A 21,409-nucleotide genomic window follows, 5' to 3' on the forward strand; every position below is an offset into this window, starting at 1 on the left:
CATGCTGGGTTCGGACGGGGCCACCGTCGCCACCGGCGACATCGCCCGGCTGGCGGGCGTCGGGCGGGCAGCGGTCAGCAACTGGCGGCGGCGCTTTCCCGACTTCCCGCAGCCCGTCGGCGGCAGCTCCGCGAGCCCTCTGTTCGCGGTGGGGGAGGTCGAGGCCTGGCTGAGCCGACACGACAAACCGTTCCGGCTCACCCCCGTTGACCGGGTATGGCAATCGCTGAGAGGGTCCGCTAGTGACCTGGAACTGGGCGATCGAATCGGCAACCTCGGTGGCTTTCTGGTCTTCCTCGAGCGGGATCCGGCGGGATGGAAGACCCTCGCCGAACAGCCCGACGCTGTGGTGGAGGATCGGCTGGCCGAGGCCATTCGGACGGTCGTCCCGGAGTTCGGGCACCTCATCACCGACGTGCCGGCCCCGGACACGGTGGCCATTGTCCGACTGGCCGCCGAGGCGGCCGACCGGGAGGGACCCCGGGCCGTCTTCGACTTCCTCTGCGAGCGGTATTTGGAAGTCCACTCCCGCCGTCACACCGTCACACCCGCAGCGTTCGCTTCCGTCATGGTCGCTCTGGCCGCGTCGGAGGCGGAAACCATTCTCGATCCGGCATGCGGGATCGGCACCCTGCTGCTCGCCGCCGCCGGGCGCTCCGTCCAGGAGTTGCGCGGCCAGGAGGTGAATCGGACGCCAGCCCGCATCGCCTCCGCCCGGCTCCTGCTGCACGCCAGGGATGCCCGAGTCACCGTGTCGGATTCGCTGCGATCCGACGTGTACCCGGGGGCCCTGTTCGACGCGGTGGTGTGCAACCCGCCCTTTGCGGACCGGTCCTGGGGGCATGACGAGCTGGCCGGCGACGCGCGCTGGGAGTACGGCCTGCCGCCCCGGGGGGAACCGGAACTGGCCTGGGTGCAGCACTGTCTCCGGCACGTCAAGCCCGGAGGGCGGGTCGCGGTTCTCATGCCGGCCGCTGCCGCCAGCAGGCGTTCGGGCCGACGAATCCGGAGCAACCTGCTCCGAGCCGGGGTGCTGCGCGCGGTGATCTGTCTGCCGCCGACCGGACCGACCGGGGCGGTGGCGCCGGATCTGTGGCTGATGCGGCGCCCCGACGGGACGCGGCGTCCCGATGAGGTGTTCATGGTCGATGCCAGCTCCGAACCCGCCCATGCCATACAGGCCTGGGCCGCCTTCTCCGCTGGGTCCGAACTGCCGGCCGGGAGCCGGGCGGTCCCGATCATCGACCTGTTGGATGACGACGTGGACCTCGCCCCGGCCCGCCACCTGGCCGCCGCCGGCAGGCCCTCTTCAGCTTTCCCACCCGCTCTGGCGTCGCTGTGCGCCGCGGTCGATGCCCTCGTGCCGACCCTGCCGGACTTGACCGACATCCCGTCGCCCGATGCCCCGGTGATGACCACCATCGGCGAGCTCGTCAGGACGGGCGCGGTCACCATCCGACAGGCTCCGATGAAGATGGGTACGGACGAGGACGGACCCACGCCGGTGCTCACCGCTCGGGACGTACGCCTCGGGCGCCCCGCATCCGGGACAGCCGTGGATTTGCCCGGTGCGGTCACTCTCAGGGCAGGCGACGTGGTGACACCGCTCGCGCCGCGTGCGCCCGCCGTGCACGTCGTCACCGACGGCGGCCCGCTGCTCGGCCCGCGGCTCTACCTGCTCCGGGTCGACCCGGAGCAGCTGGACCCGTACTTCCTGGCCGGCTTCCTGCGGACCGCGCAGCGCGGCGGCTCCAGCGGCTCATCCCTCGCCGGCCGACTCGACATCCGGCGGACCCGCATACCCCGGCTGCCCCTCTCCGAGCAGCGCAGCATCGGGGAGGCATTCAGGCGGCTGATGGCTTTCGAGGCGCGCTTGCGGAAGGCGACGGCGCTGGGGGAGGAGCTCGTCGAGCGCGGGTTCGTCGGTCTCGGAGACGGGAGCCTGCGGCCGGCGACGGTGGCGGACTAGCCTGCCCATGCTGGGGGATCAAGGACGGAGGGGGCTGCCGCGGTGGGGATGCTGATCAACAGCCGGTACGAGCTGGACGACCTGCCTATCGGCCATGGCGGCATGGGCGAGGTGTGGCTGGGGCACGACACCAAACTGGACCGGCACGTGGCGGTCAAGTTCATCCGCTTCCCGAACGGTGAGCAGGACAAGGACTACATCCGCCGGTTCGTCCGCGAGTCGCGGATCACCGCCCGGCTGGAGCACCCGGGTGTCCCGGCCGTCTACGACGTCGGGTCGCACGAAGGCCGCCCCTACCTCGTCATGCAGCGTATCCACGGGATCAGCGTCGCCGACCTGGTGGCCGAGCAGGGTGCGCTGCCCATCGGCTGGGCGGCCGGGATCGCCGCCCAGGTCTGCGCGGTCCTCACCGCCGCCCACCAGGCCTCGCTCGTGCACCGTGACCTCAAGCCGAGCAACCTCATGCTCCAGCCCGACGGGGCGGTCAAGGTGCTCGACTTCGGACTCGCCGCAGCACCCACCCTCTCCGACTTCTCGAAGATCACGGCGACCGGGCTGCCGCCCGGCACGCCCGCCTACATGGCGCCTGAGCAGATCGAGACCAACATCAGCGGCCCCGCCACCGACCTGTACGCGCTGGGCTGCACCCTGCACGAGATGCTGACCGGGGAGCGACTCTTCACCGGGTCCACCTCCTACGACGTGTGGAGCAAGCAGGTCACCCACCAGCCGCTGCCGGTGCGTGGCGTACGGGACGACGTGCCCGCCGGCCTGGAGGACCTGCTGCTGCACCTGCTGCAGAAGAAGCCCGAGGATCGGCCGGAGAGCGCCCAGGTCGTCTACGACCGTCTGCTGCCCTTCGCCACGGACCTCGGCCCGATCCCGGGGATCCTCCATGCGCCGTCGACGGTGAGCCCTGCCCGGATGTACGGCTCGATGCTGGGGCGGGTATTCACATCGGCCCCTCCGGCGTCGCCCGCCGGGCCGATCGTGCCGCCGGCGTCCGCCGGTGAGCCCGCGCAGCCGCCGGCACCGCCCCAGCGGCGGCCCGATGAGAAGCCGGGGGTGGGGCGGACGGATCTACGGCGGGCACGAGCGGAAGCCAGCCGGCTGGTTGGGTCGTCCCGCTACGGCCAGGCGGCGGAAGTGCTTGCCGCCGCGGTCGCGCCGGCGATCACCGCCCTCGGCAGGACGGACGAGGACGTGGTGCGCGTCCGGCTCGAACTGGCCGACGCACTCTTCGAAGAGGGCGACTACCGGCGGGCCGCACCGGCGTACGAGGAACTCGCCGAGGACGTCGCGCGGAAGCAGGGGCCGCACGCCGATCTCGCGCTGCACTGCCGGCTCAGGGGTGCCACCTGCCGCGCCCTCTTCGGCGAGACGAGCGAGGCATTGCGGCAGCTCGAAGCGCTTGTACGGGACGAGACCGAGGCGTTCGGCGCGGACGACCCGCGCACGCTGGAACTGCGCCGCCAGATCGGCCTCCTTCAGCTCGGCGCCGGTCTACGGCACGCCGCCGAGCAGACGCTGACACGTCTCCTCGCGGACCTGACCCGGCTCAACAGCGCCACGCATCCCAGCACCATGGAGATCGCCGACCTGCTGTCGGGCCTGCGTCGGCCCCGCTCCCGATGATCCAACCCGCTGCACGGCAGAAGGCACCGCAGCACCGATCGACCACGTGATCGCCGCCGGGGGCGGCGCTGACTGAGGAGAGCGTCATGGGTGACACGGCTTCGCCGATCGAGCACATTTCCATCCGCGTGCCGTGGCACGACACCGGCTGGAAGGGAACGGTGTGCGCCGACCCTCACGGCAACGGCACCTGCGTGCCTGCTGCCAGACCCCTGCGGTGACCGGCCTGGAAGTCAAGCCGGTCACCGCAGCCTGCGAGGTCAGAGACCGAAGACCTTCTGGGCGAGGTTCCCCCAGGCCGGGAAGTCCGCGCCGCCTACGAATCCTGTTCTGAGGGGTCAGCGACGAAAACGCCCAAACCTTGCCTGCCGACAAGCTCTCCAGCTTCGATCATCGAGTCGACGGCTCTCCGGACGGTCGCGGAGCTTGTTGAGTACTGCTTCATCAAGTTCTGTGTCGTCGGAATCTTCTCGCCCGGCTTCAGCAAGCCCGCCTTAACTCTGGCTCGGAGATCATCGCGGATGGATCTCCACAGCGGTGCGGCGTACGGCATGTCCTGATGGGATCACCGCAGCCTGCCGGGTAGACGAGTAACCCTAGGTTTGCTAGGAAAGCTAGGAAACAATGTAGGCTCGTCATCGGAAGGGCAGGGGAGGGGACGTGGGTAGGCGGTGGAAGTGGTTCTTGCGGCCGGGGAGGGTGGCGGTCGATTTGACCGGCCAAGTAGTGCCAGGCGAGATGGCGGGGCGGTTCCGGCGCTCGACGGTCGAGGACGTCGTACCCGATGGTCTGGTGACCTCGCGGTGCGGCGGCGCGCTCGTCTACGAGTGGCCCGAGCAGCGGCGGGCTACCGGCGCGGCGGACCAGCGCGTAGAGCGCTATGGCCCGTCACCCCGGCGAGCGAAACCGGAGGCGGCGCTGACTTCCGGCAGGCGTAGGAGACGAGCGGATGGCTGACGACATCGGGTCGACGGTGCCCCGGCGGCAGCTCGGTCGGGCGTTACGGGAGCTGCGGACCGAGGCGCGGATGACGCTGGACGGGGCGGCGAAGGCGCTGGAGTGCAGCCGGCAGAAGGTGTGGCGGATCGAGGCGGGCCTGAACGCGGTGCGCGGGCTCGACGTGCGGGCGATGTGCGAGCTGTACGGGGCGACGCGCGAGCTGACCGGCGCGCTGACCGGCCTGGCCGGCGAGACGCGGGCGAGGGGCTGGTGGCACGCCTACGGCGACACCGTCCCCGACTGGTTCGAGCTGTACGTCGGCCTGGAGTCCGCCGCCGGCCGGCTGCGGGAACACGACGACACGCTGGTGCCTGGCCTGTTCCAGACCCGGGGCTACGCGTCCGCAGTTTGTCAGCACCGGTCGGGCATGACCGACGACGAGCGGGAGCGCCTGGTCGAGGTGCGGCTGCAACGGCAGGCCCTGCTGCGACGACGGCTGCCCCCGCCGCCCCGGCTCGACGTCATGCTCTCCGAGGCGGTGCTGCTGCGGGTCGTCGGCGGCCCGGCGACGATGGCGGAGCAGCTCCGGCACCTGGTGGAGCTGGGCCGGCTGCCGCACGTCTCGATCCGGGTCGTGCCGCTGGCTGCCGGCCTGCACTTCGGGGCCGTCGCGGGAGCCTTCGTGCTGCTCGACTTTCCGCCCGGCAACCGCGTGGAGCCCGAGCCGTCGGTCGTCTACAGCGAGTCGCTGACCGGCGCGCTCTACCTCGACCGCAAGGAGGAGTTGGCCGCCTACGAGCGGGTCTGGGCGAGCCTCGACTCACTGGCCTTGGACGAGGGGCAGTCCCGACACCTGATCACGAAGATCTCCCAGGAGATTCACCATGGCTGAGCTGACCGGCGCCCAGTGGCGTACCAGTACCCGCAGCGGCGACAACGGCGGCAACTGCGTCGAGGTCGCCGACAACCTGCCGGGCGTCGTCGCCGTACGCGACAGCAAGGACCGCGGCGGCCCAACGCTCACCTTCACGTCCGACTCCTGGGCGGCCTTCGTCCGGGCGGCCGCCTCGGAGCATTGAGGGGCGGGAACGGCCCTCGGCGCCTCAGCGGCGCCGGTCGGTGACGCGGATGGTGAGGACCGTGCCGTCCCGGCCGAGCGACACCACCCCGTCGCGCGGCCGGGACCTCGACCATCGGCGGCTGATCAGCGGCGCAGCCCGGAGGTAGGCCGCGACCTGACCCTCCGCGAGCTGGCGGTACAGGCTGCTCTCCACGCCGCGGAACACCTCCAGGGCTTTGCCGTCCGGCAGCGGCGCGCGGTAGAGGGTGCCCTGGGCGTCCAGGCCGTCCGCCACCGGCTGGGACGTGGCGGTGCTCGTCGCCCACGACGGGTCCAGCTCGAACAGCCTCAGTTGGCCGGAGTGGGGCTCCTCGTCTCCGCGTTGCCGTGGCGTCGCGTAATGACGGGCGGTGTCGCTGTCGCCGGCGAAAAGGAGTGCGGTGGCCGCCACCGCGCGGGTCAGGATCTGGGTGAACCAGCCACGTCGTTCCTCGGGCACGTCGAACACCTCGGGTGCTCCCGGCGGCAACTCGTCGGCCGAGGCCGGACCGGCGGTGCCGGCCGGCGCGGCGTCCGCGGCTGCCGCCGGCCACGTCCGCGCCTCGTCGGCCGCGGCCGGCCGGGTCCGCCAGTGATGGTCCTCCGGGCGGGAGTGCAGCAACTCGTCAAAGTCGTCGGGGTTGCCGTCCCACAACTCGTCGTCTCCCGGCGGGTCGAGGACGTACGAGGTGATCTGACGCCCGGCCAGGCACGAGGCGACCATCAGTGACGGCGGGCGGCGTCCACCGACGCTCAGCGTCCTCACCTGCACGGCGGCCCGGGCGAGTTGACCGTAGGCGAAGCTCGGCGGCTGATGGGTGCCCTTGCATTCCAGCACCACGATCTTCATCCGGCTGCGGCGACCCGAGCTGTGGTGTCCCACCAGGAAGTAGTCCGGACGCTTCTGGCTCTTCGAGGTGCGTTCCACCGCGCCCACCCCGTCGATGAACCCTGCCTTCAGGGCCACCTCCGCGTCGACCGCGAAAAAGGTCCACTGGCGATATTGCCGTTGCAGCACCTTCTTGGCCACCACCAGGGCCAGGCCGATGCCCAGCTGCTCGGACTGGGTCACCTTGTGGTGGTACACAAGGCTATGGGCTGACGGAGTCAGCCCGAGCATGCCGCGTTGCCGGGTCAGCGTCGCGCAGTAGCGGACGTGCGCCCAGTGCCTGGCCACCTGGGCCAACGGCGACGCGGTCAACAGCGTGGTCGCCACCCCGAGCTCGTGCAGCACCTGCGCCGGGCTGGTCCCCACCGTCGGGCCGATTGTCACGGGGAAGGGAGCCTTCCCGTACCGGTACGCGTCGTTCTTGGCGGCGGCGTCCTTGGCGTACTTCTCGACAGCGTCGACAACCTGGGCGGAGGATTCGACGACCAGTCTCGACGGTTGGCTGAGAGATCGTACGAGCAACTCGATGTCCACGCCCACCCCCGGTGCTGACGTACGGCATGAGCCCGAGCACCCAGAGTGATCGAGAAGCTTCGAAGTGTCAATGGAGCATCTGAGCCGGAGGTCCCTCGGCCCGCACCCAAAACGCGGCGGCGGAGGAAGGCTGAGGAGTCGCGTTTCTGACTGAATCGCTGATTCGTCCCGAGCGTCTGGTTGGCTGGCCGGATTACACGTGGGGACAACGGGGAGTACACATGGTTGCGGCACACGAGACGACGCTGCGGGAGTTGCTCGAGGGCGCGAAGCAGTATCGGGTGCCGCTGTACCAGCGGACGTACTCGTGGACGGACTCCCAGCTCAAACGCCTGTGGGAGGACATCCGCAAGCTGGCCGAGGAGCGGATCGAGAACCGGAACCTCACGCACTTCATCGGCTCGCTGGTGCTAGCGCCCAGCCCCACGCACGGGCCCTCGGTCTCCGAGTTCCTGGTGGTGGACGGTCAGCAGCGGCTCACCACGCTGTCCATTCTGCTCTGCGCCATCCGCGATCACCGGGCGCGGTACGAGAACCCGGACCACCGGGACCGCATCGATCAGGAATACCTGATCAACAAGTACAAGCCGGCTCATCGGTTGAAGCTCGTTCCCACCCAAGCCGACCGCGCCGCTTACGAGGCATGCTTGGAGGCAACGCCACAGGCCGGCGGGAGCGACCAGGTCGGTGCGGCGTACCGGTTCTTCATGGCCGAGCTCGCCACTGTCGACGACCCGGACGACCCGCTGGACATCGAACGCATCGAGGACGCGGTCATCTCGGGGATGGCGCTGGTGTCGGTCGTCGCGCAGGTCGGCGACAACGTCTACCGGATCTTCGAGTCGCTGAACAACACCGGCCTGAAGCTCACCCAGGCTGACCTGCTGCGCAACTACCTCTTCATGCGGCTGCCCAACCGTGGCGAGGCCGTGTACGACTCACTGTGGTTCCCGCTGCAGAAGCAGTTGGACTCCGGGGAGCTTGAGCAGTTGTTCTGGCTCGACCTGGTACACCGGAGCCCGGAGGTCAAGCAGACCGACACCTACACCGGCCAGCAGGCGCGGCTCAACGGCCTGCACACCGAGGCGGAGATTGAGGCCGAGGTACGTCGATTCTGCCGACTCGGCGCTTTCCTGCGGATCATCCTGCACCCTGAGGAGGAGCACGACCCGGAGGTACGGCGGCGTCTGGCCCGGCTCAACGCCTGGGACACGACCACCGTGTTGCCGCTACTGCTGCACCTGCTGGACCGCCGCAAGCAGGGGACAGCAACCTCGGAGCAGATCGCCTCGGCGATGCTGCACGTCGAGAGCTACTTCATCCGGCGCCTGCTGATCGGCCGAGCCACTGCGAGCATCAACCGGATCCTGCTGCGCATCGTGACCGACATGCGTAAGGACCTGCCAGTCGACGAGGCGGTGCGGTCATACCTGTCGGTCGGCCGGAAGCACTACGCCACCGACGCCAGCGTTCGGGAGGCGGTGCGGTCAATCCCGTTCTACCTCAACGGGCGCGCGACCCAGCGCAAGCTGGTGCTTCAGTGGTTGGAGGAGTCGTACGGCAGCAAGGAACCGGTCTCGCCTGGGTCGCTGACCATTGAACACGTCATGCCGCAGAGCCCGACCGCGGAATGGCGGCAGATGCTGAGCGAGGACCTCCAAGGGGAGGAAAGCTTCGCCGAGGCGCACGAGGCCTTGGTCCACACGTTGGGGAACCTCACCCTGACCGGCTACAACGCGGAACTGAGCAACAGCTCCTTCCTTGTCAAGCGGGCACAACTGGGCAAGAGCGGGATTGCCCTCAACCGGGAGATCGCCGGCCAGAAGCGCTGGGGACGTCCTGAGATCCACGCCCGTGCGGATGCGCTCGCGGAACGGATCATCGCCACCTGGCCCGGGCCCACCGAGGAGGCGGGCAACCGGTCCGAGGTCCCCTGGGACGTCATGAACAAGGCCCTCGCCGCGCTGCCCGCCGGCTCCTGGACCGCGTACGGTGATCTGGCCGCGCTGATCGGCAGTCACCCTGTCTCCGTCGGTGCCCGGCTGGCCAACCATCCCGCACCGAACGCGCACCGGGTGCTCCAGGCCGAGGGCGTGGTCGCACCGAACTTCCGCTGGCTCGACCCGTCCCGCACCGACGACCCGCACGACCTGCTGCGCGAAGAAGGTGTCGAGTTCGACAAGTACGGCCGGGCCAGCCAGGCTCAGCGCATCGGTGTCGAGGAACTGGCCCAACTTGCCGGCATGCCGCAGCAGGACGAGTCCGGCCAGCTTCTTCGACCACGATCCCGTCGTAACAATTCGCTGGATGACCGGTTCCTCGAGCAGTTGACGGACCTTCAGGATGCGCAGGTCGCGCATGGCACGGTCGCGGTACTCGAAGCCTGGGCCGGCATGGGCGGCATGCCGCTCTACGGCTCCGGCGGTGAGACCTCGTGCTTCCTGATGGCGCGCGGAAAGGACCACGAGCTCGGCAACATCTGGCCCGCGACGATCTACCCGAGCGGGAAGTTTGAGATCGTGTTCCAGCACCTGAGCACCCGGCCGCCGTTCGACGACATCGCGCTCCGAGAGCAGTTCCGCCAGCGGTTGAACGAGCTGCCGGGCGTGAAGATCGCGGCAGCCAAGCTCGCGCTCCGCCCCGGCTTCCCCCTGGACGTCCTCGTCAACGTCAAGGCTCGCGAGGCGCTCACCGAGCATCTCCGCTGGTTCTACGGGCAGGCCGTGCATCCCGAGGTCTGACTCTCGCCCTATCCTTCGGCCTCGCCCTTTCCACCGCGCGCCACCCGTTGGAGACCCCTCGTGCCCCAGCTCGCCTTCGCCAACAGCTTCTGGCAGAGCTTCGACGTCCTAGAGAAGCCGGTCAAGGCCGGCGTACGCAAGGCGATGGAGAAGTTCCAGCAGCTCACCATCGCCGAGCTGCACGCCGACAAGGGCCTGCACCTGGAGTCGGTGAACAACGCCCGGGACCCGAGGATGCGGACCATCCGCATCAACGACTTCTGGCGCGGGGTCGTGCTGGCGCCGGACGACAGCAGCGACACCTTCCTGCTGCTGAGCGTGGTGTCGCACGACGGCGCGTACACGTGGGCGGCGAAACGCCTCTACACGGTCAACACGGCGACGCGGGCCCTGGAGGTCCGCAACGTCGCCGCCATCGAACAGCTCACGCCGGCGCTGGAGAAGGCGGCGGCGCAGGCACCGACGCTGCTCTTTGCCCGTCATTCGGACAGGGTGCTGCGTGACCTCGGTATCGACGACCAGGTGCTGCGGGCGGTCCGCACGATCATTGACAAGCCGCAGCTCGAGGCGTTCGGTACGCTGTTGCCCGAGGACCAGTTCGAAGTCCTGCAGTACCTCGCCGAGGGCTTCTCGCCCGACGAGGTCTACCGCGACCTCGTCGTTGAGCGCCGGCCGGCTGCCGCGACACCGGAGCCGAGCGAGAGCCTAGCGGCGGCGATCGCCAACACCACCAGCCGCATCATGCTGGTGACCCGGCCCGACGAGCTGGCCGAGATCCTCGACAAGCCGTTCGCCGCGTGGCGGGTGTTCCTTCATCCGTCGCAGCGGCGCCTCGCTTACCGGGTGTCGCACAAGGGGCCGGCGCAGGTGACGGGCGGACCGGGAACGGGGAAGACGGTGGTTGCCCTGCACCGGGTCAAGCATCTGCTGTCCCGCTCGGCCGACAGCCGGGTGCTGCTCACCACGTACACCAATGCCCTGGCCGCCGCCCTGCGGGAGAACCTGGCGCTGCTCCTCGGCGACGAGAAGCAGTTGGCGCGGGTGGAGGTGACCACGGTCAACGCCTTCGCCAACCGCGCCGTGCGCACCCTCGCCGGGCGAGTGCCCACCCCGATTGGGGACGTGGACGAGCGGCAGGTCTGGCGACGGGTGTGCCGCCGGCTGACCCTGCCCTGGACCGAGCAGTTCCTCGCCCAAGAGTACCGGCACGTCATCCTCGCTCAAGACGTGCACGACCGCGAGGAGTACCGCGACGTCAGCCGGCGGGGGAGAGGGTCAGCGCTGGGCCCGCGACAACGTGACCGGGTGTGGGAGGCGGTGGACATGTTCTCGGCCGAGCTGGCGGCGGCCGGCACGATCACCCACCTCCAGGTGTGCGCGCGAGCTGCGCAGCTGCTCGAGGAAGCCGACCTCGGCGTCCACGGCTTCGACCACGTGGTGGTGGACGAGGCACAGGACCTGCACCCGGCCCAGTGGCGGGTGCTGCGCGCCGCGGTGAAGCCCGGCGCAGACGACCTGTTCATCACCGGCGACCCGCACCAACGGATCTACGACTCCCGGGTGTCGCTCAGCTCCCTCGGCATCTCCGTCGCGGGGCGTAGCAGCCGGCTGCGTATCAACTACCGCAGCACGGAAGAGATCCTGTCCTGGTCCACGGGGGTGCTGGTCGGGTCGCGGGTCGACGACCTCGCCGGCGAGGGCGAGGACAGCCTCACCGGACACCGTTCGCTGCTGCACGGAAAGCGGCCGCAGGCGAAGGGCTACCCGACGAGCCAGGCCGAGGTCGCGGCGCTCGTGGCCCGAGTGTGGGAGTGGATGGGGCAGGACGTCCGGCCGAGCGAGATCGCCGTCTGCGCACGCTTCAACACGACATTGAGCACCGTGCGCGACGAGCTGATCGCCGCCGGCATCCCATCGGTCTGGGTGCGGGACCATCCCGGCGCGGATATCGACGGGGTGCGGCTGGCCACCATGCACGCGATGAAGGGCCTGGAGTTCCGCTGCGTGGCGGTGGTCGGGGCCACGGCACGGGCGGTCCCGTTCGCGAAGGAGGTCACGCCGCCCGAGGTGGACCAGTTGCAGCACGAGAGCGACATGCTCAGGGAGCGCTGCCTGCTATTCGTCGCCAGCACCCGAGCCCGAGAGGCCCTGCACGTGTCATGGAGCGGAACGCCCAGCCCGTTCCTGACGTTCACCTCTGACGGGCGCTGAGCGGCGTCACCGCGCTGAGGCGACGGCGGGTGCCGCTACGAGCGCGCCTCGTCCGGGTGGAAGCGTTCCGCCTTGATCGCGCTGACGAAGCTTCCCCAGACCTCCGCAGGGAAGGCCAACGCCGGTCCGGCGCTGTGCTTGGAGTCGCGTACGGCGACGATGCCGGGGAGGTTATCGGCGACCTCGACGCAGTTGCCGCCATTGCCGCCGCTGCGGCTGGTCTTGCGCCAGACGGCGCCGGTCAGGTCAGTCATGCCGCAGCTCCCCGATGATCCGCTTGATCATGTCCGTCGATTGTGCCTCATCGAGGGCCAGCGTCTCCAGGCTCTTCCACGCCGACCGGTAGGCCGCTAGCTCATCGGGCTTGTCGAGGTACAGCGCGCCGGTCAGCGACTCGCTGTAGGCGACGGACGGCTCCGGCCCGGCCCGTCCGCCCTTCGTGACGGGGAAGTCCAGGATCACAAAGGAGCCCGCAACTGCACCCGAGTGCGGCCCGGCGGCAAAGGGCAGCACGCGCACCGACACGTTCGGCAGCCCGGCGGCCTCGATAAGCCGGCTGAGCTGGCCGACCATGACCCCGCGGTTGCCAACCGCGCGACGAAGCACGGCTTCCGACAGCACCGCGTCCAGCCGGGGTGGCTTGGGCAGTCGGCGGGTGAGCAGGCTCTGCCTCTGCAACCGCACCTCCACCGCCCGCTCCCGATCCTCCTCGCTTGCGGTTGGCCGGTCGAGCCGAGCGAGCCCGAGGGCGTACTCGCGGGTCTGGAGCAGGCCGGGGATCAAGGTCTCCTCGTACTGGCGGAGATGGGCGGCGGCGGATTCCAGGCCGACGTACAGCTCGAACCAGCTCGGTACCGCGTCCCCGTACGCGTGCCACCAGCCCTTCGATTTCGTCTCCGCGGCGAGCCCGCGCATCGCCTCGGTCATCTCAGCCGACACGTTGTACAGCTCGCACATCGCCTTGACGTCGAGCACCCGGACCGCGCCCAAGCCGCACTCGATGCGCCAGATCTTTTGCCGGCTGTATTCGAGCGCCTCGGCGGCGGCGTCGAGGGTCACGCCGGCCTCGGTGCGGAACTGGCGCAGCAGCCGGCCGAGCTGCCGGCGCGGCACGGTCGATCCGATGTCCTCTGCCATCCGAGCACTCCCTGATTCCGTCCTGCAACACTGCGTGACGCCGCTCTGCAACACGTACAGGTTTCAGTAAAAGAAGTCAATACTTCTGGCAAGAATTCTGCCGTGGAACGTTGCGCTTCCACTTCGCACTGTCACATGCTGACTACAAGGACGCGGCTCGGTGCGGCGCCGACGGTAGCTACCAGGACCGACAAGCACAGTCCATGAGCAGCCCTGGTGCCGTACCGCTGATCGAAGCTGCGGTGGCAGGGCGGGGTGGGTCCGCCCGTGCGGGGAGGGCGGGTGGCCCACCCCTTCCAATCACGACGAGAGGCAGGCCAGCGAATGAGCGTCCGCAACCCGCGACCGACGCGGGGGAACGCAGCGACCTACCGCTCCGGCGCGTACCCCAGTCTGCTGCCGTGGCAGGTGCGCGAGCGCCGCTTCAAGCTGGCCGGGCTCGGACGCCGCGGCTTGGAGCCCGACGACGTGTACGCCTTCCTCGACCGGGTCGCCGGCGACCTGGCCGCCGTCTACGCGGCCCTGGCCGCCAGCCGCCGGGAGACCGCGGTCATCAAGGACGCGCTGCGCCGCTGGCAGTCCGACCAGGCCCGCGCCCGCGACGCCCGGGGAAACGAGCGGTGACCCAGCGGTACGTCATCCACCTGCCGGTCGTCGCGAACGACCTGCCCGCCGCGCAGCGCCTGGCCCGGGTGGTCGGCTGCTGGCTGCTCGTCCTGCCGCAGGCCGACCCGGGGGAGACCACCGTCTCGGCCGAGGACGACCAGAACGTGCGCCATCGGGTCTACTGCGACCTGCTGATGCCCGGCGGCCGGCGCTGCCTGCTCCGCGCCGACCACGACGGCCCCTGCGCCCGCCGCCTGCGCCGCTGACAACTCCGCGGGCGTGTCGGTTGTCCGTCACGTCGCTGGCCGCGTCGGGTTGGTCTGGTTCCGTAGCGCGGTGGATCGCATCGACCAGCCGAGGAACGTGGGGAAGCGCTGGTGACCGCGATGCCCGGCGTGGACGAAGACCACGGTCACAACGTCCTGTTGGAGTAGGCTAGGGGACGTGGTCGTCTGACCATGTTTCTTGACTCAGGGTGGCCAACCGGCGGGCACCGCCTGTTGTTCATGGTTTCGTCCGGCGGATCGCGGTTGGCAGAGCACCGAAGTCGCCGCAGCGGACCGCCATCCTGACGTTGTGTGGGAAGGGTCGATATGTCCGACAAGTCTCCCCAGAAGAGCAATATGAAGAAGCCAGCCATGACTTTGAAGGAAAAGCGGGCGGCGAAGAAGGCCAAGCATGCGGACAAACCTTCGGCGATTCCGCCAACTGGCCACTGAAAGACCGGTACGGCCGCCGCTCGCGCGAACTGACGTCGACGTGGCGCGGACCCTGACGTTCGGTCAGGGAACGGTGATGCCGAGTTTGCCGAGTGCACCGGAGAAGTCGGCGAGTGCCTGGGGCACCTCGGCCAGGTCATAGCGTCTGGTGATCGGTACGCGCAGTCGACCGGCTACGACGTCGCTGGCGAGCCGGTCGAGGGTTGCCGGCTCCGGGCTGGCCATGATCGAGGTGGCGGCCGGGTGCTGGTCGGGGCCGAAGCCGATGGTGGAGGCGAGGCGCCCGTCGGGGGTGAGCAGCCCGGCCAGCTGCGCGCCGTCGCCGGCCAGGTGCACCACCGCGGGTACGCCGTCCGGGGCGAGCGCCCGGACCTGGCCGCTGAGGTCGGCGGTGTAGTCCACCGCCTCGGCAGCGCCCAGCTGTCGTACGAAGTCGGTGGCGGCACCGGGGCGAGCGGTGGCGATGACGCGGGCGCCGGCCGCCGCGGCGTACTGGATCGCGAGCGCCCCCACACCGCCGGTCGCGCCGGCGATCAGGACGGTTTCGTCCGGCCTGGGGGCGACGGCGTCGACCGCGTCGACTGCGGCGGTGCCCGCCAGCCCGAGCGCGCCCGCGATCGGCAGGTCCAAGCCCTCGGGGACCCAGGTGATCCCGTACTGGTCGCCCACCGCCAGGATTTCGGCCCACGCGCCGTCTCGCAGGTACGGCTTCATGACCACCCCGAACACCGTGTCGCCGATGCCCAACCGGGTGGGCCCGTCGCCGACGGCCTCCACCGTGCCGGCGAAGTCCTTGCCGAGCACGACCGGGAAGCGGTACTCCATCCTGCCCTTGAGCATTCCGGCCGCCGCCATCTTGTCGAAACCGTTGACGGAGGACGCGCGCACCCGCACGAGCACCTCACCGGGGCGAGGGCCGGGCTGGGGCAGGTCGCCGGCCAGGGCCGGTGCCGCTCCAAGCTCCTGAAGTGTGATCGCCCGCATACGCTGGTCCCTTCGCAAAGCGCCTGTCCGGATTGCCTGGGTCCCCGCCTGTTGACGTCTCGGTCCGCGGTCCGGTTCCGGCCTTCCCGTACCGACCGCACCCAAACTGCGTCGCGACCACCGCTACGGATCGGCGGCATGAGGTCCGCAGCCGACTGGGACCGGGGGAGGCGTGGATGGCGATCGAGGCGCCGGACTACTTCCAGCCCGAGGGTGGGCTGGTGCTCACGCATCTGCTGATCGTGCGGGATGTGGACCGTTCACGGGAGTTCTACCGGCGGGTGCTGGGAGCGACGGTGGTGCGGGAACGCCAGCCGGCGATCCTGCGGTTCCACAACAGCTACATCGTGATCAACAGCGAAGGCGGTCCGACCGACGACAAGCCGGGCGTACGGGCACAGGCGCCGCCGGATCCGAACACGCTCAGCGGCGCGATGAACATCCGGGTCACTGACGTCCGAGCGGTCTATGAGCAGTGGCGGTCACGGGGTGGGGAGTTCCTGACCGAGCCGAAGGATCATGGCGTCGAGATCCGGTGCTACCTGCGGGATCCGGATGGCTATCTGATCGAGCTGGGGCAGGGCACCGGGATCCTCGCCGAGATGGGTCGGCCAGCCTCCGCCTGAGCCTGAAGATCGGCGCGGTCGGCAGCCTGGTCATGGCCAGACCGGCCGTCGTGATCGGGCCCATGGTGATCAGGCGGCGGGTACCGTGAACGTCGTGGAGGATCTCGGCGCGAAGGTCTCGTACTTCGCGCTCGCCGTCGGCACCCGGGTGTACGACGTCGACTCGGCACCCGTCGGCGTGGTTGAGCACGTGCTCGCCGACGAACGGCAGGACATCTTCCACGGCGTCATCGTGGCACCGCCCGGGCCGGACCAGTCCCACCGCTTCGCCCACCGGGAGCAGATCGCCGACTTGTACGAGCGGGGCGTCGTGCTGTCGGTACCCGGTGCCGAGATGCACGAACCGGGCGACGACCCGCCGGCCGGAGAGGTCGAGAACGCGGATCACAACCCGGTGCAGGCGGACCTGCGCCGCGCCTGGCAGCGGCTGAGCCGACCCCGTTGAACCGTGCAGCCGGGAGTTCACCCGCCACCTGACGGGCCGGTCGCACGGCGGGTTTCAGGCTGATCGGGCAGTGTCGGTGATGTGCGCGAGTACGGCCGAGTAGTCCCGGTCGCCGAGGCCGGCTTCCTGGGCTGCCACGACCCACTGCCGGGCGGCCGCCGCGACCGGCAGTTCGACACTTGCCGACTCGGCGGCCGAGACGACCAGATCGACGTCCTTACGGGCGAGTGACAGCGCGAACCGCAGCGGGAACTGACCGGACTCGATCGCTGGCCGCCGCCGATCCGCTTGCGAGCCCACGGGAGTCGCGGACAGGACCTCGAACGCGATGTCACGTGGCAGCCCAAGCCCGTCCGCGAGAGCGAGCGCCTCACCGAGAACAGCGAGCACCCCGAAGAGAGTCGAATTGGCGACCAGTTTGGCGGCCGCGCCGGCACCGAGCGGCCCGACATGCAGCGGCGAGCCCAGCGCGCCCAACACCGGCATCCACCGTTGGACAAGCGGCTCCGGCCCTCCGACGAATATCCGCAGCGAACCCGACTCGGCCTCCGAGACGCTGCCCAGCACCGGCGCATCGAGCAGGGCAACGCCATCCGGCAGCATCTCTGCCAACCGTCGCACGGCAGCCGGCCCGACCGTGGACATCTCAACGAGTGTCGTCGGCGCGGTGGCACCGGCGAGGACGCCCTGCGGACCCTGGGCCACCTCTTGGAGCGCGGCCGGGTCGGACAGCATGGTGATCACCATGTCGGCGCGGCGGGCAGCCTCTGCCGGACTGCCGGCAGCGACGGCGCCACGCGCCACAAGATCGCTGGCCCGCTGTGGTGTGCGGTTCCAGACAACGAGGTCATGGCCGGCATCGAGCAGCCGGCGCGCCATCCGGCTACCCATCCCACCCAGACCGATCACCGCGACCGTGGCCATGGCCCCATCCTGCCAATTTCCCCTGAGCAATGCCGCATGCAGCGCCGATTCACCTCAGGTGCGTTCGTAGACGATGGCCGACGCCTTCGATCGCGCTTGGGGGAACATGGTGGGCTTCCTCTATCTCCGAACCGCGCCCGACGCAGACCACGTCGATTAGGCGTGCCGTCAAAGGGTTACCACCATTGCAGTAGCGCGGCGACCGTGACCGCCGCCTGGTACGAGGTGGCGGTCACGTCGTACCCGGTGGCGACAGGGCAGACGAGCTGCATCGACAGCCGGCTGTGGGATCGTTCGTTACGTCAGCTCCAGCGAATCTGGATCTGTGATCGCCACTGGTCGACGACGTCGGATCGGCCCTCCGTGGCGAGCTCGTCCGCCCGGTTCCAGAGGCTCAGGTAGACCTGCACCGCGGTGCCGGAGAACACCACGTCCGCCCGCTCCGCCTCCCCTGGCGTCGTCACGATCGGGCCTTCGCTGATCCGTACCATCCAGGCGTGACCGGTGTCGTCGGTCCTCACCATCACGCTGTACGGCTCGACCGAGTGGAGCCGGCCCTTCCCTCGGGTGATGAAGCCGGTCAGAAGCTCATCGATCCCGTCGGCAGCCAGCACCGGATCGATGTCCACGTCCGACGCTCCCGGCCACCGTCCATGCACGGCCGAGATCGCGTCAACGCTGTGGATGGTCGTCTCGTGGGCCTGGCGCCGCGCCCAGAATCGGCGCGGCGGTGGGGCGTCCTTGAGGAACACCATCGCCTGGGCGTCCTCCGCCCTCGCGTGCAATGTATCGACCAGGGTGGCGAGGCCGTCCGAGTACCAGCGGAGCAGATCGGCGGCGGCCTTGCCCTCGGCCTGTGAAGCTGAGGTGTCGTGGTCGGTGTCGCCGCGCAGGTTCGCCCCCGCCCATCTGTGCACCATGCCCTGATGGGTCACGAGCTCGGTGACATCCCAGCCGGGACATGTGGGGACCGTTGCATCGAACCCAGCTGCGGCAGCCGCCTCGCGCAGGGCGGCGCCGCTGCGGACAAGAGCCGCAAGGTGATCTTCCAAGCTCAGGTGTGTCGGCATGGCGGCATGTTAGAGGGCAACGCGATGGAAAAGCTTCCGGCATGTTTCACCTCCCGCGCCCGGCGGCCGCGACGAGTTGGCGGGCGACGTCGAGCAGGTCGGGGCCGGTGATCGCGGGTGGCTGGCCCACGGGAAGCAGCCGCTGGCCGGGCCGGGCGACGAAGGCGCCCCGAGCCCCGGCGATAGTCATCGAACCTTCATAAGAGGATGGGGTGGCGATGGGGGACTGGTTGCCGGAGCCGACGCGGGCGCAGATGAGCCTGGACGCTGTGTTGCACGCGCTCAGCGATCCCCACCGGCGCCGGATCGTGGCGATGCTGGCGGCGGACGTCGAACAGCGCCGCACCTGCACCTCGTTCGGGTTGACGCTGGCGAAGAGCAACCGTACCCATCACTTCCGAATGCTACGCGAGGCCGGCGTGGTGCGGCAGTGGGACGCGGGCAACGCCAAGCTGAATCTGCTGCGCGTCGACGACCTGGAGGCCCGCTTCCCGGGGCTGCACCAAGCGATCGTCGCGGCCGAGCCCCGGATCGCGTAACGCCTCCGTCGACGCCGGCTGCCAATGAATTACTGGTGAGCGCTTGGCTGGCCGGCTGCTGGGTTGAGTCCGTCCCCTTCTCGACGTGACCGCGTGGCGGCTGAGGGGTGGTGCGGAGGACCACCGAGGCGCCCATCGCGCACGCTTCAACCATCCCGCCGACTACGGGTCCGCGCGATACCCTCGGCATCGTGGTGTTCAAGGGATGGCCAGCCGAGGCGCTGGAGTTCTACGAGGGACTTGCGGCCGACAACTCAAAGACGTACTGGACTGCGCACAAGACGATCTACGACGATCAGGTGCGGGCTCCGATGACGGAGTTGCTCGCCGAGCTGGAGCCGGAGTTCGGCAAGGGCAAGATCTTCCGGCCGAATCGAGACGTCCGGTTCAACGCCGACAAATCACCGTACAAGACCGCGATTGGGGCGGTGCTTGAGCACCGCGGGTACGTCCAGCTATCCGCCGACGGCCTGGCCGCCGGCAACGGGATGTGGATGATGGCCACCGACCAGCTGGAGCGGTACCGCCGGGCGGTGGCCGACGACGCCAGCGGCGGAGACCTGCAAGGGATCATTGCGGAGATTGAGCGTCACCGGATCGAGGTCGGTGGCCACGAGGCGCTCAAGACCGCGCCGCGGGGATATCCGCGCGATCACCCGCGGGTCGACCTGCTTCGCAACAAGGGCCTGGTTGCCTGGAAACAGTGGCCGGTGGCCAGCTGGCTGGGTACGGCCGCGGCCAAGCGGCGGATCGTGGAGTTCCTGCACACAACGCGGCCGCTCGGCGACTGGCTCGATCGGCACGTAGGACCTTCCACGATCCCAGCGCGGGAGCGCTGAGCCCGCCCCGCAGCTCAACGAACTTCTCTCAGTCATAAGTGTCCGGTCACACGACGCCTCCGGTGTCGTCCCCGCGCCTACCAGGGCAGCTCGGCATCGTGGATGAGCAGGGCAACCTTGACGCGGTTGTTGAGTTCCAGTTTGGTCAGCAGCCGGGATACGTGACCTTTGACGGTCGGTTTGCTCATGCCCAACTCGGCGCTGATCTCCGCGTTCGACATGCCGCACCCGAGCGCGACGGCCGGCCCCGGTGCTGTCCAGTGCGCCAGTGTCGGCTGACATCAGCGACGGCGAGTGAGGGCTATCTGTCCTGCCTGGAGGTCTACTCCATCGGTGACGAACCCCTTCGGCGGCTCCCACCGGCCGAGCAGATCAACGCCTGTCCGCAGGGGTAACGGTTCCTACGCAGAGCCCGGCGCTGGCGCCAGTGCGACGCTGCCGCGGCTAACGGATCAGCCGGCGAACGATCGCCGCGATCGTTCAACACAAAGACTGCGACCCAGCAGGCAAGCTCACCACCGGCGAGAACCTGATCGTCGCGGCCGCCACCAGTGGCATGGGCTCTGCTGCTCCCCAGCATCCTGTACGCGCTCGGTGGCCGCCCTATCCGGCGACCGGAACGTGATCCCGGACCAGGCGCAGCATCTCATTGACCGAGCCGGTCGGATCGGTCACAGGGAACTGGACGGCGCGCACCGTCGCGGCCGGGTCGAGCAGCAGCGTGGCCCGCTTGAGCCGGTCAGCGCCAGCGGCTCGGAAGGTGGGCAGCAACAGCGACGCGGCGAGCCGCCCGTCGGCGTCGGAGAGCAGCGGAAACGGCAGCTCGGCGTGCGCGGCGAAGGCAGCCAGCTGGTCCGGACGCTGCGTGCTGACCCCGTGGATCCGCGCACCCGCGGCGGCGAAATCGGCGGCCCATGCGGCATAGGTGCTGGACTCAAGCGTGCAGCCGGGAGCGCCGGGGATGTCCACCCAGTACGGCGGGAGACCCTGTACGCCGGGTACGAACGCGCCGGGGAAGCAGTAGAGCACCGTCCAGGCATCCGGGCCAGCGGGCGGAACCGGTACGCCGTCGTGGCGTACCAGTGTCAGCTCGGGGAGTCGGCGTCCGACGAGGGCGTGGACCCGGCGGGCCTCCGCCGACCCGGCCGCCGCCGTGGCGGTAAGCGACCCGTCGCCGAGCACGTGCCGGTCGCCCCACTCCTGCAGCGCGATCAGCACCGGCAGCAGACCCGCGCCCTTGTCCGTGAGCAGGTAGTCGTAGCGCGGCGGGCGATCCGTGTACCGCCGGCGGTGCAGCACGCCGTGCTCGATGAGGGCGGCGAGGCGCTCGGTCAGGGCGCGGCGGCTCATCCCGAGCCCACGTTGCAGGCCGTCGAAGCGGGTCACGCCGCCGACGATGTCGCGGATGAGCAGGAAGGTCCACCAGTCGGTCAGCACGCCGAGGGATTGCGCGATGCCGCAGTCCGCATCGGCGAGGTCGACTCTTCTCACACCCACCACTAT

22 protein-coding genes and 1 pseudogene are annotated in these 21,409 nt (G+C 69.6%); 13 read left to right on the top strand and 10 right to left on the bottom strand.

What is annotated here, in order from left to right:
• The first annotated feature begins 1 nt into the window (after nt 1).
• From EV384_RS20090 to EV384_RS36785, 3 genes are all read left to right on the top strand, one after another.
• On the top strand, nt 2-1,969 hold the full coding sequence (locus EV384_RS20090; protein WP_130335542.1) for an N-6 DNA methylase: 1,968 nt from the start codon (nt 2-4) through the stop codon (nt 1,967-1,969).
• 48 nt (nt 1,970-2,017) lie between these two features.
• On the top strand, nt 2,018-3,604 hold the full coding sequence (locus EV384_RS20095; RefSeq protein ID WP_130340695.1) for a serine/threonine-protein kinase: 1,587 nt from the start codon (nt 2,018-2,020) through the stop codon (nt 3,602-3,604).
• A gap of 86 nt (nt 3,605-3,690) precedes the next feature.
• Nucleotides 3,691-3,825: a hypothetical protein gene (locus tag EV384_RS36785; RefSeq protein WP_278045613.1), complete on the top strand. Its 135-nt coding sequence runs from the start codon at nt 3,691-3,693 to the stop codon at nt 3,823-3,825.
• A gap of 95 nt (nt 3,826-3,920) precedes the next feature.
• Here EV384_RS36785 and EV384_RS20100 read toward each other — a convergent pair whose 3' ends face one another.
• Nucleotides 3,921-4,157, bottom strand: coding sequence for a GntR family transcriptional regulator (locus EV384_RS20100; protein ID WP_130335544.1), 237 nt, complete (start codon nt 4,155-4,157; stop codon nt 3,921-3,923).
• A gap of 396 nt (nt 4,158-4,553) precedes the next feature.
• On the opposite strand from EV384_RS20100, the gene EV384_RS20105 reads away from it, so the two are divergent.
• Both EV384_RS20105 and EV384_RS20110 read left to right on the top strand, forming a co-directional pair.
• Entirely contained in the window at nt 4,554-5,435 is an 882-nt protein-coding gene (locus EV384_RS20105; RefSeq protein WP_130335546.1) for a helix-turn-helix domain-containing protein, read from the top strand.
• Nucleotides 5,428-5,622 carry a DUF397 domain-containing protein gene (locus EV384_RS20110; protein ID WP_130335548.1) on the top strand — a complete coding sequence of 65 codons (195 nt, stop codon included), beginning with the start codon at nt 5,428-5,430 and terminating at the stop codon, nt 5,620-5,622. The genes EV384_RS20105 and EV384_RS20110 overlap by 8 nt, the downstream gene beginning before the upstream one ends.
• 24 nt (nt 5,623-5,646) lie before the next feature.
• Here EV384_RS20110 and EV384_RS20115 read toward each other — a convergent pair whose 3' ends face one another.
• A complete protein-coding gene (locus tag EV384_RS20115; RefSeq protein WP_130335550.1) occupies nt 5,647-7,065 on the bottom strand; it encodes a hypothetical protein in 1,419 nt (472 codons plus the stop codon).
• 221 nt (nt 7,066-7,286) lie between these two features.
• Here EV384_RS20115 and EV384_RS20120 point away from each other — a divergent pair, with 221 nt between their 5' ends.
• Together EV384_RS20120 and EV384_RS20125 are read left to right on the top strand one after the other, a co-directional pair.
• On the top strand, nt 7,287-9,806 hold the full coding sequence (locus tag EV384_RS20120) for a GmrSD restriction endonuclease domain-containing protein (RefSeq protein ID WP_130335552.1): 2,520 nt from the start codon (nt 7,287-7,289) through the stop codon (nt 9,804-9,806).
• 60 nt (nt 9,807-9,866) lie between these two features.
• On the top strand, nt 9,867-12,017 hold the full coding sequence (locus tag EV384_RS20125) for a UvrD-helicase domain-containing protein (RefSeq protein ID WP_130335554.1): 2,151 nt from the start codon (nt 9,867-9,869) through the stop codon (nt 12,015-12,017).
• A gap of 35 nt (nt 12,018-12,052) precedes the next feature.
• On the opposite strand, the gene EV384_RS20130 is transcribed toward EV384_RS20125, so the two are convergent.
• Together EV384_RS20130 and EV384_RS20135 are read right to left on the bottom strand one after the other, a co-directional pair.
• Nucleotides 12,053-12,271 (bottom strand): DUF397 domain-containing protein, encoded by a 219-nt coding sequence (locus EV384_RS20130; protein WP_130335556.1) that lies wholly within the window; start codon nt 12,269-12,271, stop codon nt 12,053-12,055.
• Nucleotides 12,264-13,154 (bottom strand): helix-turn-helix domain-containing protein, encoded by an 891-nt coding sequence (locus EV384_RS20135; RefSeq protein ID WP_130335558.1) that lies wholly within the window; start codon nt 13,152-13,154, stop codon nt 12,264-12,266. Before EV384_RS20135 ends, EV384_RS20130 begins: the two co-directional genes overlap by 8 nt.
• Before the next feature lie 324 nt (nt 13,155-13,478).
• Here EV384_RS20135 and EV384_RS20140 point away from each other — a divergent pair, with 324 nt between their 5' ends.
• Nucleotides 13,479-13,778, top strand: coding sequence for a DivIVA domain-containing protein (locus tag EV384_RS20140; protein ID WP_130335560.1), 300 nt, complete (start codon nt 13,479-13,481; stop codon nt 13,776-13,778).
• Entirely contained in the window at nt 13,775-14,026 is a 252-nt protein-coding gene (locus tag EV384_RS20145) for a hypothetical protein (protein WP_130335562.1), read from the top strand. Before EV384_RS20140 ends, EV384_RS20145 begins: the two co-directional genes overlap by 4 nt.
• A gap of 516 nt (nt 14,027-14,542) precedes the next feature.
• Here EV384_RS20145 and EV384_RS20150 read toward each other — a convergent pair.
• Nucleotides 14,543-15,463, bottom strand: a complete 921-nt coding sequence (locus EV384_RS20150) for an NADP-dependent oxidoreductase (protein ID WP_130335564.1) — start codon at nt 15,461-15,463, stop codon at nt 14,543-14,545.
• Between the two features lie 176 nt (nt 15,464-15,639).
• On the opposite strand from EV384_RS20150, the gene EV384_RS20155 reads away from it, so the two are divergent.
• Together EV384_RS20155 and EV384_RS20160 are read left to right on the top strand one after the other, a co-directional pair.
• Nucleotides 15,640-16,089: a VOC family protein gene (locus EV384_RS20155; RefSeq protein WP_130335566.1), complete on the top strand. Its 450-nt coding sequence runs from the start codon at nt 15,640-15,642 to the stop codon at nt 16,087-16,089.
• Between the two features lie 94 nt (nt 16,090-16,183).
• Complete coding sequence (locus EV384_RS20160) at nt 16,184-16,534, top strand: PRC-barrel domain-containing protein (protein ID WP_242624170.1); 351 nt, start codon at nt 16,184-16,186, stop codon at nt 16,532-16,534.
• Nucleotides 16,535-16,588: 54 nt separating this feature from the next.
• Here the strand turns inward: EV384_RS20160 and EV384_RS20165 are convergent, their stop codons facing one another.
• From EV384_RS20165 to EV384_RS34935, 3 genes are all read right to left on the bottom strand, one after another.
• Nucleotides 16,589-17,458 (bottom strand): NAD(P)-dependent oxidoreductase, encoded by an 870-nt coding sequence (locus EV384_RS20165; protein ID WP_130335570.1) that lies wholly within the window; start codon nt 17,456-17,458, stop codon nt 16,589-16,591.
• Nucleotides 17,459-17,760: 302 nt separating this feature from the next.
• Entirely contained in the window at nt 17,761-18,528 is a 768-nt protein-coding gene (locus EV384_RS20170; RefSeq protein ID WP_130335572.1) for a maleylpyruvate isomerase family mycothiol-dependent enzyme, read from the bottom strand.
• 46 nt (nt 18,529-18,574) lie between these two features.
• A complete protein-coding gene (locus EV384_RS34935; RefSeq protein ID WP_165439995.1) occupies nt 18,575-18,718 on the bottom strand; it encodes a hypothetical protein in 144 nt (47 codons plus the stop codon).
• 28 nt (nt 18,719-18,746) lie between these two features.
• Here EV384_RS34935 and EV384_RS20175 point away from each other — a divergent pair, with 28 nt between their 5' ends.
• A complete protein-coding gene (locus EV384_RS20175) occupies nt 18,747-19,067 on the top strand; it encodes an ArsR/SmtB family transcription factor (RefSeq protein ID WP_130335574.1) in 321 nt (106 codons plus the stop codon).
• A 110-nt stretch (nt 19,068-19,177) separates the two neighbouring features.
• On the top strand, nt 19,178-19,906 hold the full coding sequence (locus EV384_RS20180; RefSeq protein ID WP_242624171.1) for a DUF2461 domain-containing protein: 729 nt from the start codon (nt 19,178-19,180) through the stop codon (nt 19,904-19,906).
• 77 nt (nt 19,907-19,983) lie between these two features.
• On the opposite strand, the pseudogene EV384_RS20185 reads toward EV384_RS20180, so the two are convergent.
• Both EV384_RS20185 and EV384_RS20190 read right to left on the bottom strand, forming a co-directional pair.
• Nucleotides 19,984-20,148: pseudogene (locus EV384_RS20185) on the bottom strand (response regulator transcription factor); the annotation flags it as partial.
• Nucleotides 20,149-20,509: 361 nt separating this feature from the next.
• Nucleotides 20,510-21,397 carry a winged helix-turn-helix transcriptional regulator gene (locus tag EV384_RS20190; protein WP_130340697.1) on the bottom strand — a complete coding sequence of 296 codons (888 nt, stop codon included), beginning with the start codon at nt 21,395-21,397 and terminating at the stop codon, nt 20,510-20,512.
• Nucleotides 21,398-21,409: the final 12 nt, after the last annotated feature.

Source organism: Micromonospora kangleipakensis, assembly GCF_004217615.1.
Lineage (GTDB): Bacteria > Actinomycetota > Actinomycetes > Mycobacteriales > Micromonosporaceae > Micromonospora > Micromonospora kangleipakensis.

Excerpts from the sequence above, each read along its gene's own strand:
- EV384_RS20090 (WP_130335542.1), top strand. The coding sequence starts at position 2 with ATGCTGGGTTCGGACGGGGCCACCGTCGCCACCGGCGACATCGCCCGG.
- EV384_RS20095 (WP_130340695.1), top strand. The coding sequence starts at position 2,018 with ATGCTGATCAACAGCCGGTACGAGCTGGACGACCTGCCTATCGGCCAT.
- EV384_RS36785 (WP_278045613.1), top strand. The coding sequence starts at position 3,691 with ATGGGTGACACGGCTTCGCCGATCGAGCACATTTCCATCCGCGTGCCG.
- EV384_RS20100 (WP_130335544.1), bottom strand. The coding sequence starts at position 4,157 with ATGCCGTACGCCGCACCGCTGTGGAGATCCATCCGCGATGATCTCCGA.
- EV384_RS20105 (WP_130335546.1), top strand. The coding sequence starts at position 4,554 with ATGGCTGACGACATCGGGTCGACGGTGCCCCGGCGGCAGCTCGGTCGG.
- EV384_RS20110 (WP_130335548.1), top strand. The coding sequence starts at position 5,428 with ATGGCTGAGCTGACCGGCGCCCAGTGGCGTACCAGTACCCGCAGCGGC.
- EV384_RS20120 (WP_130335552.1), top strand. The coding sequence starts at position 7,287 with ATGGTTGCGGCACACGAGACGACGCTGCGGGAGTTGCTCGAGGGCGCG.
- EV384_RS20130 (WP_130335556.1), bottom strand. The coding sequence starts at position 12,271 with ATGACTGACCTGACCGGCGCCGTCTGGCGCAAGACCAGCCGCAGCGGC.
- EV384_RS20135 (WP_130335558.1), bottom strand. The coding sequence starts at position 13,154 with ATGGCAGAGGACATCGGATCGACCGTGCCGCGCCGGCAGCTCGGCCGG.
- EV384_RS20140 (WP_130335560.1), top strand. The coding sequence starts at position 13,479 with ATGAGCGTCCGCAACCCGCGACCGACGCGGGGGAACGCAGCGACCTAC.
- EV384_RS20150 (WP_130335564.1), bottom strand. The coding sequence starts at position 15,463 with ATGCGGGCGATCACACTTCAGGAGCTTGGAGCGGCACCGGCCCTGGCC.
- EV384_RS20155 (WP_130335566.1), top strand. The coding sequence starts at position 15,640 with ATGGCGATCGAGGCGCCGGACTACTTCCAGCCCGAGGGTGGGCTGGTG.
- EV384_RS20165 (WP_130335570.1), bottom strand. The coding sequence starts at position 17,458 with ATGGCCACGGTCGCGGTGATCGGTCTGGGTGGGATGGGTAGCCGGATG.
- EV384_RS20170 (WP_130335572.1), bottom strand. The coding sequence starts at position 18,528 with ATGCCGACACACCTGAGCTTGGAAGATCACCTTGCGGCTCTTGTCCGC.
- EV384_RS34935 (WP_165439995.1), bottom strand. The coding sequence starts at position 18,718 with ATGACTATCGCCGGGGCTCGGGGCGCCTTCGTCGCCCGGCCCGGCCAG.
- EV384_RS20175 (WP_130335574.1), top strand. The coding sequence starts at position 18,747 with ATGGGGGACTGGTTGCCGGAGCCGACGCGGGCGCAGATGAGCCTGGAC.